This is a genomic window from Gottfriedia sp. NPDC056225 (genome assembly GCF_042267765.1).
Lineage (GTDB): Bacteria > Bacillota > Bacilli > Bacillales > Bacillaceae_G > Gottfriedia.
Genome location: NZ_JBHJTJ010000002.1, coordinates 134117 through 146276, shown reverse-complemented (window position 1 = coordinate 146276; position 12160 = coordinate 134117). Strand labels below are relative to the sequence as shown.

At 34.8% G+C, this 12160-nt stretch carries 8 protein-coding genes; all 8 read left to right on the top strand.

The annotated features are described in order from the left end of the window. The first annotated feature begins 165 nt into the window (after positions 1-165). On the top strand, positions 166-1722 hold the full coding sequence (locus ACFCYN_RS02820; RefSeq protein ID WP_172447467.1) for a glutathione ABC transporter substrate-binding protein: 1557 nt from the start codon (positions 166-168) through the stop codon (positions 1720-1722). A 77-nt stretch (positions 1723-1799) separates the two neighbouring features. Continuing rightward, positions 1800-3278: an amidohydrolase family protein gene (locus ACFCYN_RS02815; protein ID WP_172447468.1), complete on the top strand. Its 1479-nt coding sequence runs from the start codon at positions 1800-1802 to the stop codon at positions 3276-3278. Between the two features lie 28 nt (positions 3279-3306). Next, the gene (locus tag ACFCYN_RS02810; protein WP_172447469.1) at positions 3307-4779 is read left to right on the top strand and encodes an amidohydrolase family protein; all 1473 of its coding nucleotides are present in this window, start codon (positions 3307-3309) and stop codon (positions 4777-4779) included. A 134-nt stretch (positions 4780-4913) separates the two neighbouring features. After that, positions 4914-6479: a glutathione ABC transporter substrate-binding protein gene (locus ACFCYN_RS02805; protein ID WP_375947388.1), complete on the top strand. Its 1566-nt coding sequence runs from the start codon at positions 4914-4916 to the stop codon at positions 6477-6479. Between the two features lie 638 nt (positions 6480-7117). Next, positions 7118-8365 (top strand): amidohydrolase family protein, encoded by a 1248-nt coding sequence (locus ACFCYN_RS02800; protein WP_098120482.1) that lies wholly within the window; start codon positions 7118-7120, stop codon positions 8363-8365. A gap of 23 nt (positions 8366-8388) precedes the next feature. Then, the gene (locus ACFCYN_RS02795) at positions 8389-9630 is read left to right on the top strand and encodes an amidohydrolase (protein WP_375947385.1); all 1242 of its coding nucleotides are present in this window, start codon (positions 8389-8391) and stop codon (positions 9628-9630) included. A 30-nt stretch (positions 9631-9660) separates the two neighbouring features. Continuing rightward, entirely contained in the window at positions 9661-10905 is a 1245-nt protein-coding gene (locus ACFCYN_RS02790; RefSeq protein ID WP_375947383.1) for an amidohydrolase, read from the top strand. A gap of 344 nt (positions 10906-11249) precedes the next feature. Then, complete coding sequence (locus ACFCYN_RS02785; protein ID WP_172447473.1) at positions 11250-12155, top strand: DMT family transporter; 906 nt, start codon at positions 11250-11252, stop codon at positions 12153-12155. The last annotated feature ends 5 nt before the right edge of the window (positions 12156-12160 follow it).

Here is a 12160-nt window from a genome sequence, read left to right as displayed (position 1 = left end):
GAAGTAAATATAATGCGGAAAAGCAGTAAAGATAATTAAAAAACGAGTAAAGATTCTGAAAATATAAAATTTTATTTTTTTTTATAATTTGATTAAGCCTAACGTACTCGAATAAATGGTGAACTAGAGAATCATAGGGCAATTAAAAAGAGGGGGAAGAAAACAATGAAGAAAAAAACAGCTGGAGTACTATTTGCATCATTATTTACAATTTCAACTGTTCTAGCAGGATGTACATCTGACACAACAAGCAGTAGTGCAACAGGAACAAAAGCGAAAGCAGGGGGAACTTTAGTTGTCGCTAGATTATCCGATGCAACTACATTAGATCCACAATTTATTACTGATATACCATCAGCAAATGTAGTGTACGAAAAGGTTTATGAAACATTAGTTGAACCAGATAAAAATATGGAGCCCAAGCCTCTTTTAGCAACAGAATGGAAACAAGTAAATAACGTGACTTGGGAATTTAAACTTCGAGAAGGCGTTAAATTCCATGATGGTACACCATTTAATGCAGATGCAGTAAAAACTACTTTTGATCGAGTGCTTGATCCAAAAACTGCATCACCACAAGCGGGTAAGTTTGCAATGATTAAAGAAGTTAAAGTAGTTAACGACACGACTGTACAATTTATTTTGAAATACCCATACGCACCACTTTTATCAATTTTAATGAGTAGTGAAGGAAGTATTATTAGTCCAAAATCAATAAAAGATAATAGTGATAAAATTGGACAAAATCCAGTAGGAACTGGTCCATATGTATTTAAATCTTGGAAATCAGGTGAAGAAATAAAAATTGCAAAAAATAATGACTACTGGGGAAATAAACCTAAGATTGATGGTGTAGTCTTTAAAGTAGTTCCTGAAGATGCTACAAGATTAGCTATGATAGAAACTGGTGAAGCGCAAGTAACTGACCAAGTACCAGTAACAGAAATTGATCGAATTGAAGCATCAGACACAATGGACTTATATCGTACAGATGGACTAGCTGTTGAATACTTAAGCTTCAATGTTAAGAAAAAGCCGTTTAATGATGTGCGTGTTAGAAAAGCAATTGCACATGCAATTGAAGTAGATTCAATCATTAAAGGTGTATATAACGACGTTGGAACAAAAGCGAACTCAACGATGAGTCCGAAAGTATTTGGTTATGATCCTGACATTAAAGGTTATGATTACGATATTAATGAATCTAAAAAGCTATTAAAAGAAGCCGGAGTTAAAGATGGACTAACATTTACGCTAACAACTAGTGATCGTAAAGAAAGAATAAATATGGCTGAAGTAATCCAATCACAATTAAAAGGTATTGGTATCAATGTTAAAATCCAAGTTCTTGAGTACGGAGCTTATATTGATACAATCGCAAAAGGTGAACATCAAGTTGCAATTGGCGGATGGGGTAATGCTACTGGTGATGGGGACTATAATCAATTTAATTTATTTGATAGTCAATCCCAAGGTGCAGCAGGAAATAGTTCTTTCTATAGTAACCCAGAAGTAGATAAATTAATTGAATCAGCAAGACAGGAGCCAGATAGCGAAAAACGTAAACAACTATATGCTGATGCACAAAAAATTGAAAGTGAAGATGTACCATATGTTCCTATTCGTAACTACGAGCATTTAGCAGTTACTAGCTCTTCGGTTAAAGGACTATGGTTAAACCCAGCAAGTTATTTAATGCTTGACGATGTAACAGTGAAATAAGTAATTCCATGAAACAGCATAATTAAATTATGCTGTTTCAGTTTTTAAAGAGAAGTTTGTAGGTAGGAGGAGAAAATATGATTGATTTGTTATTAATAAATGGCACTATAATCACAATGGATACAGAAAGAAGAATTATCCAAAATGGCTCTGTTGCGATTCATAATGGAAGAATTGTGGACATTGATTTGACTGAGAACATGAAAACTAAGTATGAAGCGCATAAAGTAATTGATTGTAGTCATCAATGTATTTTACCAGGGCTAATAGATGTTCATGGTCATGGCGGTCATTCAATGTTTAAAACAATTGCAATGGAAAATATCGATTTTTGGATGCCAATTATGACGAATACGTATAAACATTTCGTGACAGATGATTTTTGGTATTACGAAGGAAAGCTATCAGCTCTTGAACGATTAAAAGCAGGTATTACAACAGGTGTTAGTGTGTTAGGTTCAGTACCAAGATCTGATGATCCAATATTTGCGATCAACCATGCGAAAGCATACAACGAAGTAGGAGTCCGCGAAGTAGTTTGTACAGGTCCATGTAACCCACCTTGGCCACATTCATTTAGTAGATGGGTTGACGGGAAAAGAATTGAAAAAGAAGTAACTTACGAAGAAGTTTTAAAAGGAGCAGAAGCGGTTATTGAAGCTTTGAATCATGCAAATGGAGACAAAACGAGAGCCTTTATAACGCCATTTGTCATTGTAACGTCTGTTGACCCTTCAAATCCAACATCTCCAGATCGACTTTACGGTTTAACTCAACATGATCTTTACCAAGCGAAAAAAATTAGAGAGATAGCTAGAAAATATAATACAAGAATTCATTCAGATGCATTTGGAGGAATGATTCATTTAGCAATTCAAGATAAAGAAAATGCATTATTAGGCCCAGATGTCCATCTTCAGCACTGTCGAGGAATTTCATTCGATGAAGCGAAAATTTTAGCTGAAACTGGAACGAATATTAGTGCTTCTCCAGGTTTTGGCCAAGTAAATGCACGTACTCCAATTACAGAATTAATTGAAATGGGAGCAACAGTTGCAATTTCAACTGATGGTACTTCCCCTTCAACAAGCTTTGATTTATTCCAAGCAATGAGGAAAACTCAGTTTGTCCATCAGGCTGCACTTAGAGACTATTATTATTTACCGCCTGGAAAGCTTTTAGAAATGATTACAATTGATGCAGCAAAATGTATCGGTTGGGACGATGAAATTGGCTCACTTGAAATTGGTAAAAAAGCAGATGTCATCACAGTTAATCTCCACCAACCACATTTGACACCTGAGTTTATGCACGTTCATCGATTGGTTTTTCAAGCAGTCGCAAATGATGTTGATCATGTGATTGTTGATGGAAAGCTAATTATGGAAGGTAGAAATGTACATACAGTTCATGAAAGTACAGTTTTAAATGAAGCAAATGAAGAAGCATTTGAAACAATTAAACGTGCTGGACTAGAAAAGTATATGCAGCCTACAAAGTATTTCTGGGGGCATGCTCGTGCCTATGTTGACGAGATGAGATATGTTGAAAACTAAAATAATCTTTTTTTGAAGGGAGAAAAGAATGAAAACGAAGCTAAAAGGAAGATACGTAATTGGTTTTAATGGAAGTGAACATGTCATATTGGAAGATGCAGAAGTTGTTTATGAAAAGGACACGATTTTATTTGTTGGAAAAAACTATTTAGATGAAGTAGATCAAGTAATTGACGTAGGAAATGCGATCCTTAGTCCTGGTTTTATTGATTTAAACGCTCTAGGTGACATTGATCATGATATTTTGCACTTAGAGGCGAAATCAAATAGACAAAAAAATCTCCTTTGGTCTGAACAATACGTAAAAGAGGGACATCATGAACTAATGAGTGAAGAGGAGGAAGCATTTAAATCTTTATATGCTTATTCTCAACTAATCTTAAATGGAATTACTACGGCCATGCCGATTACATCCGTTTTTTATAAAAATTGGGCTGAAACTTTTGAAGAGTTAGAAGCCGCAGCGAACCATGCGGGAAAACTAGGGTTGAGAATTTATCTTGGACCAAGCTATCAAGCAGGAATTCGAGTAGTCGAGCCAGATGGAAAGATTAAAATGCATTGGGATGAAAAAGCGGGCGAGGAAGGATTAGACAGAGCGATAAGGTTTTTTGAAACCTTCGATGGCGCATTTGACGGGTTAATCCGAGGGATGTTAGCCCCAGAAAGAATTGAAACACAGACTGAAGAAATTTTAATAAAAACAAAATATTACAGTGAAAAATTAAATGTTCCTATCAAGCTTCATGCTGCGCAAGGAAGTTTTGAGTTTAATACAATTCTAAAAGAACACGGAGTTACACCAATTAAATATTTATATAATCTTGGATTTTTAGGTCCAAATACAGGCATTCCACACGCTCATTTTGTATCAGGCTATAGTGGAGCCAATTACAATATTGATAATGATATTTCGCTTCTGAAAGAAACAAATACTACTGTCATCCATTGTCCCCTTATTATAGGAAGACATGGAGAAGGGCTTGAATCATTTGCAAAATATAGAAAAGAAGGAATCAATATTGCATTAGGTACCGACACTTTCCCACCAGACATATTTCAAAATGTACGTACTGGTAGTATGCTTTCAAGATTTGTTGAAAAAGAAGTTGAAGGATCTACATACGCTGATTTCTTTAATTCTATTACCTTAGGAGCAGCGGCTTTTCTTAATCGGGAAGATTTAGGAAGAATTGCTGTTGGTGCAAAAGCGGATATTATTGCGATTGATTTAGATGGATTTCACATGGGCGTTATGGATGATCCAATTCGAACAATGTTTGTAAGTGGTTCAGGCAGAGATGTAAAACTATCAATTATAAATGGAAAAATCGTGATGGAAGATCAAGTGATTCCTAATCTTGATATGGAAGATTTAAAGCAAAAAGCACAATTCTATTTTAATAAGATGAGAAAAGGTTATATGGAAAGAGATTACGAGCAACTTCCTGAAAATGAACTATTTCCATCATCATTTAAATTAGTCAATTCACTAGAGTAGGCAGAAGCAAAAAAATGAAAAACTAGTAAAGATACTGAAAAAACAGGTAAAGATATTCAAAAATAATTATCAGAATATTTTATATAATTAGATAAATATTTGTAAGACAAACTAATACTTGGGAGGCAATGCCATTGAAATTAAAATCGGGATTCGGTAAATTTTGTCTAGTATTATTTTCTGCAGTGACAATTACAGGATGTTCATCTAATCAAGATGTTGGGACAAAAACAAATGGACAAGCACATGATTCAAATGGAGGAAATACGCTAGTAATTGCTCGGCAGTCTGATGCAGAAAATTTAGATCAGCAATTTATGTCTACTATAAATGCTGCGAGTATTACTCATCATAAAATTTATGAAGGTCTTGTACAACGTGATAGTAACAATGAAATTCAACCATTGTTAGCAGAATCTTGGAATCAAATCGACGATACAACATGGGAATTTAAACTAAGGCATGGTGTAAAATTCCACGATGGCACTCCATTTAATGCAGAAGCAGTAAAAAAGACGTTTGATCGCTTATTAGATCCAAAAGTAGCATCGCCAAGAGCGGTTGTATTCAAAATGGTAAAAGAAGTGAAAGTAGTTGATGAATATACAGTTCAATTTATTTTAAGTGAGCCTTTTTCACCACTTCTTTCGATTTTAGCAAACCATGAAGGTGGCATTATAAGTCCTAAAACGATTGATAAATATGGAAAAAATATTATCCAAGAGCCAAACGGAACCGGTCCTTTTAAATTTGAATCATGGTCTCCTGGTCAAGAAATTACATTAGTTAAAAATGAAGATTACTGGGGCACTAAACCGAAAATCGATAAAGTTGAATTCAAAGTAGTTCCAGAAGACTCAACAAGAATTTCCATGATTGAAACAGGAGAAGCTCAAATTGCTGAACCACTCCCAGTAGCAGTAATGGACCAAGTTGAATCATCTTCTGCAATGGAAGTCTATCGAAGTGAAGGATTCGGTACAGAATACATCGGTTTCAATGTAACGAAAAAACCATTTAATGATGTACGTGTTCGTAAAGCAATTGCTCATGCTGTTGAAATGGATTCAATTATTAAAGGGGTATTTAATAACGTCGGTAAACAAGCGAACTCCGCAATGGGATCAAAAGTATTCGGATACGATGATCAATTAAAAGCCTATGATTACAATTTAAAAGAAGCTAAAAAACTATTAACAGAAGCAGGCTACCCAAATGGATTTGAAGCCACAATTCTTACAATGGATAGCAAAGAACGAGTAAATTTAGCAGAAGTACTTCAATCACAATTAAAAGGAATCGGCATTAATTTAAAAGTACAAGTGATGGAATACGGTTCATTCGTTGAAAAAGTAAATAAAGGTCAATCACAAATGTTTATCATTAGCTGGAGAAACGCAACAGGAGATGCTGATTACAATCAGTACAATCTATTCCACTCAGACTCACGCGGAGCGGCTGGAAACACATTCTTCTATAGCAATCCAAAAGTAGATGACCTAATTAATGAAGGTCGAAAAGAAAAAAACGAAACAAAACGCAAAGAAATCTATGCAAAAGCGCAAGAAATCGAAATGGATGACGCTCCATATATTCCAGTAAGAGTAATCGAAAATGTCGCAGCAATCTCAAAAAATGTAAAAGGATTCTCAATTAGTCCTTCAGGTTATTTAGAGATTAATGACGTGACGATTAAGTAATAATTTTTGTTTATATGAAAAGAGGGGATCCCAATAAATTATGGGATTCCCTCTTTTTTTATGGAAACAGTAGTTTTAGGAATATCTGAGAATTCAAATAAGGAAGGAAGAGCTGCAAATAAAAAAGGTGAATCGCAAATAAACAACAGACTGCAAATAAAATTCCAATAATCGCAAATAAGATTGAGTATTACCTATACAAGGTAGGGGATAATGCAATGAAACTTCCATAAATTTATTGATTCTTAAATGAAAAAATAGCAAATCTGTTTCAATCTGTGCCAAAACGAATAAAAAATAGATAGAACAATGTAATTATCTATGGAAAAAGATCAATAAAATCAACTGCAAATAAAAAGACCATCAGATATACCCCACTCCTAATATATTTGAGGAGGAGGCAAGCTCGCTCCCCTGAAAGAGAGTATCCTGTAGTGGAAATCAATCTGAGTTTACTTATTTAATGGAAAATTCTTAGTTCAACTGAGTAATAAGTTCCTACTCTACATTTTAATAAATATAAACCAACTAGTAAAAATAGTTTAAAAATATGTAAACATACTAAAATCAAAATATTCTAAACAGATTTATAATGGAAATAGAATCAAAATTTAAAGTGGGATGGAAGGGTGAGTAGATTGTCAAAAGTATATTGGTTAACGAATGTGAGTCTAGAAAATGGTTTTACTTATAATGACAATGAAGTAATTAACGGAACGGCAACTGGAAAGTACAATGTGAAAATTGAAAATGAAAAAATCGCTGCTATTCAATTAGCTAGTGAAGTAATAACTGATCAATTACCGCAATATGATGTGCAAGGCCTTCTAATGGTTCCTTCATTTAAAGAGATGCATATTCATATTGATAAAACTTACTATGGTGGACCTTGGAAAGCGTGTATGCCTGCAACTAATGGTGTGAGAACACGTATTGAAGAAGAACAAATTTTATTACCTAAACTATTACCAACTGCTAAAGATAGAGCAGAAAAGATGCTTGATTTATTACTAAGTCACGGTGCGACGCATATTCGTACGCATTGTAATATTGACCCGGTTATCGGATTAAAAAACTTAGAAGCTACTTTACAGGCTTTAGAAGGATATAAAGATAAATTAACACACGAAATTGTTGCATTTCCACAGCATGGACTTTTAAGAAGTAACTCTGTTGAACTAGTTAGAGAAGCGATGAAATATGGAGCAAATCTAGTAGGTGGAGTTGACCCCGCTTCAATCGATGAAAATATTGAGCGCTCTCTTGAGACGATTATGGACATAGCAGTTGAATCAAATTCTGATATCGATGTTCATTTACATGACCCAGATCATCTTGGATTATTTACAATGCAAAGATTAGCAACATTAACTGAAAAAGCAGGATGGCAAGGAAGAGTTACAGTGAGTCATGCGAGTGGTTTAGCAGACCTTTCTGTTCCAGATGCTACTGCGATTGCTGAGAGATTTGCTGATTTAGGAATTTCGATTACTTCGACTGTACCAATTTTTAGAACAATTCCAATTCCTTTACTAAGTGAAAAAGGCGTAAAAGTAGAATTAGGAAATGACAGCATTACAGATCATTGGTCTCCATTTGGAATAGGCGATAATCTTGAAAAAGTTGGACGACTTGCTGAACGTTTTAGATTTATTGAAGAAAAATCACTTCATAATAGTCTTGGATTTATTACAGGAGGCGTGACTCCTTTAAATAATGAAGGGGAAAGAGCATGGCCGAATGTTGGTGATGAAGCAAGCATCGTACTTGTAGAAGCTACTTGCAGTGCAGAAGCTGTAGCGAGACGTGCCAAACGTGCTGCTGTTATTTTTAAAGGTAATGTTGTAAGTGGTTCAATTTCTAATCTTGAATCAACAACAGTTTAAGCTTGACTAAAGAGAGTGATGAGATGAATCAATCATATTGGCTTACGAATGTAAAACTTGATAGCGGTTTTGTTATTGAAAATGGAAGAGTCGAAAGTACTGAGACTACACTTTATAATTTACTGATTACTGATGGGAAAATTGAAAGATTACAATTGGCTGATTTTCCATTGCAAACGGATCTTCCTGTGCAGGATGCAAAGAATTTACTTGCTCTACCTGCCTTTAAAGAAATGCATAATCATTTAGATAAAACTTATCTTGGATTACCTTGGAAGGCTTGTATTCCTGCTGCAAATTTAGTTGAGAGATTAAATTTGGAAGCTGCGGAATTAGTTGAATTAGCGGAGACGGGGCAGCATCGTTCTGAACATATGCTTCATCTACTATTAAAAGGTGGAGCAACTCATGTTCGAACACATGTAAACGTTGATCCGTATATCGGCTTGAAAAATTTAGAAGAAATTCAAAAAGCACTTTTTACGTATAAGGATAAAATGACACACGAGATTGTTGCATTTCCTCAACATGGATTACTTCGAACAAATAGTATGTCATTCATGAAAACAGCGATGAGAGAGGGAGCGACCATTGTCGGTGGGCTAGATCCTGGTGGCATTGATCAAAATATTGAGCTTTCATTATTTGAAATGGTTGATCTTGCGGTACAGTTTGATGCTGATATAGATATTCATATACATGACCCAGGTCATCTTGGTTTTTATACAATACAAAAACTAACTTCATTTATCGAACAAGCTGGTTGGCATAATCGCGTAGCCGTAAGTCATGCATTTGCACTTGGTGATGTACCGATAAATGAATCTACTGAAATGGCTAGTAAGCTAGCAAGCTTAGGTGTGTCGATAATGTCGACTGTGCCGATTAACAGAGTAATGCCTCCAGTTGATCTACTTCATTCAAAAGGTGTACATGTAGCTTTAGGTTGTGATGGTTTCTATGATTCTTGGTCACCACATGGAACTGGAGATATGTTAGAAAAAGCTGGCCGTCTAGCTGAGAGATACAATTGGAAAGATGAGTACGGGCTATCTCAAACATTGCAATTTATTACTGGTGGCTTAAAGACTCTTGATGAAAAAGGAAATCAATTGTGGCCAAAGGTTGGAGATGAAGCAAATTTAGTTTTAGTAGATGCATCATGTTCTGCTGAAGCTGTAGCAAGACGAGCAAAACGTGCTGCTGTAATTGCGAATGGAAATATTGTTTACGGTGGACTGAATTATGAATCTGCTTTGAAGTAAATAGAAGAATTACAAGAAGGAGTGAACTTCATGATATCTAGCTATTGGTTAAAGAATGCTCGATTAGAAATTGGCTACGAAAAAGAAAACGATAGAGTAGTAGGTACTGCTACTGAATTATTTCATCTATTAATTGAAAATGGAAAAATTACTAAAATAACAAAAGATGAAGCGTCGATTACAAATGAATTTACAGTTCGTGATGCAGGTGGATTACTTGTTTTACCATCTTTTATTGAAAAGCATGTACATCTTGATAAGACATTAATGGGAGATGTGTGGAGAGCTTGCACTCCAACTTCTAGTGTAATTGAACGATTTGAATATGAAAAAATGGCTTTACCGACGATTGCGTCAAGTACGAAGGAGCGCGCAGAGGCTTTACTTGAAATCCTTTTAGCTTCTGGTTCTACACATGTGAGAACACATGTTGATATTTATCCAGAAGTTGGGATCAGAAATTTAGAACAAGTTGAACAAGCATTAACTAATTATTCTAACCGTCTTAGCTCCGAAGTTGTTGCATTTGCTCAGCATGGTTTATTAAGATCCAATGCTTTCAATTATGTGAGAGAAGCATTAAGAAATGGAGCAGGAATTGTTGGTTCAGTTGACCCTGCAGTTGTAGACCAAAATATTGAAGAGTCGCTATATCAACTTTATAATTTAGCGGTTGAAGCTGATGCGGACATCGATATTCATTTACATGATCCAGGTCATCTAGGTGCATTTACGATGAAACGTATTGTAGAATTTACGAAGCAAGCAGGTTGGGAAGGCAGAGTAGCAATCAGCCATGCATTTGGAATAGGTGATGTTCCAAGACAGGAAGCATACGAACTTGCAAATAGCTTTAGAGACGCAGGAATTTCGATTGTCACAAGTGTACCAATTAATAGACAAATGCCTCCAGTTGATTTATTAAATGAACGAGGTGTGGAAGTAGCAGTTGGTAATGATAATATTTTTGATGTTTGGTCACCACTAGGAACAGGTGATATTCTTGAAAGAGCGGGAAGACTTGCTGAACGATTTAGATGGATTGATGAAGTTTCATTAGGTCAAACATTAAAATATATTACGGGTGGAAAAACTCCGCTAGATACAAACGGAAATCAAGTGTGGCCAAAAATAGGTGATTCTGCAAATCTAGTTTTAGTAGAAGCAAGCTGTTCTGCAGAGGCTGTTGCAAGACGAGCAGAACGTAAAGCAGTAATTTATAGTGGAAATATTGTGAGCGGTTCTTTAAGCGAAGAGAAATTAATTCATAAATAAAAAAGACTGCGTATTGTAAGAGTAATTTGGAGAAGTAAAATAGGTTAGTTTTATCAACGCGAAAAAGGATGCCAAAAGCCTCCCCAAGGAAATAAACATCCAAACATTACACTTAAAGATTATAACCTGTCCGGTAAAAATTGGAACAAATTTAGAAAAATGCCTATCGGGAAAAGGATCTCTAGAATCTTCTAGATTTCCTTTTCCATTTTTACATTAAGAAAGTATACATTTGTAATGGTGAAGAAAAATCGACGTATTTTCCAATTTTACATATAAGTGCAACTACGTCTCTTTTTTCCACCAATCGGATCGTTAATATTATCGAGGAAGCAGGCTGTAAAATGGTTCGTTCTTATCTATTATTACTATTTTGTGTAATTTGTTGGGGGAGTAATTTTATTTTTGGCGCATTGCTAGTAAAAGAATTCTCACCCATTTTATTGTCAGCGTTAAGATTATGCTTTATATTATTTTTTATCGCTTTCTATGCACTAGTGAAGAAAAAGTGGAAAATGGTTCAGAAAAAAGATTTGTTTATGATTATTTTACTAGGGTTAATTGGTACTTGTATTAATCAATGGTCATTTTATTCCGCTTTAGAAACAACCCATCCAACAACTTCTGCATTAATACTTGCTCTTGCTCCTCTTACTACATCTTTTTTAGCTTCAATTTTTTTAAAGGAAAGACTAACTAAAGGTTTTGTAATTGGTTCAATTATAGCTTTTATAGGTGTATTCTTTGTCATTACAAACGGACAAAAGCTTGAAATTACAATTGGTTTGATTTGGATTTTTTTAACTATGCTTACGTTTTCTATTTCAATTATTATGATTAAAAAGCTAACTGAAACCTATGATTCAACAACGATTACACTATATTCAAATTTAATCGGTTTTGGTGGTCTACTACCGATTGCTCTCTTTTCAGGAACAACTCACACTATGAGTAATCAAGCTCTACCTTGGATACTATTAATTGTAACAGCAATTATAATGCATGGAGTTTGTACATTAATTTGGAACCATCAAATACAAATTGTTGGGGCATCAAAAGCAGCTATGTTTCTTAATTTAGAACCATTTATTGCTATGCTAGTTGGGTTGATTGTTTTAAAAAATAATATAACAGGACCTCAATTTTTAGGTGGGGCGCTCATTATTATTGGAGTTTTTCTTTCAACTTCTTTAAAATGGAAAAGGGCGATTAAAGAACCATTTTATATAAAAGAAACAAAGAATTTTTAAAGCAA

Bases quoted from the DNA above. Each gene is read 5' to 3' on its own strand.
- ACFCYN_RS02820 (WP_172447467.1), top strand. From the start codon at position 166: ATGAAGAAAAAAACAGCTGGAGTACTATTTGCATCATTATTTACAATT.
- ACFCYN_RS02815 (WP_172447468.1), top strand. From the start codon at position 1,800: ATGATTGATTTGTTATTAATAAATGGCACTATAATCACAATGGATACA.
- ACFCYN_RS02810 (WP_172447469.1), top strand. From the start codon at position 3,307: ATGAAAACGAAGCTAAAAGGAAGATACGTAATTGGTTTTAATGGAAGT.
- ACFCYN_RS02795 (WP_375947385.1), top strand. From the start codon at position 8,389: ATGAATCAATCATATTGGCTTACGAATGTAAAACTTGATAGCGGTTTT.
- ACFCYN_RS02790 (WP_375947383.1), top strand. From the start codon at position 9,661: ATGATATCTAGCTATTGGTTAAAGAATGCTCGATTAGAAATTGGCTAC.
- ACFCYN_RS02785 (WP_172447473.1), top strand. From the start codon at position 11,250: ATGGTTCGTTCTTATCTATTATTACTATTTTGTGTAATTTGTTGGGGG.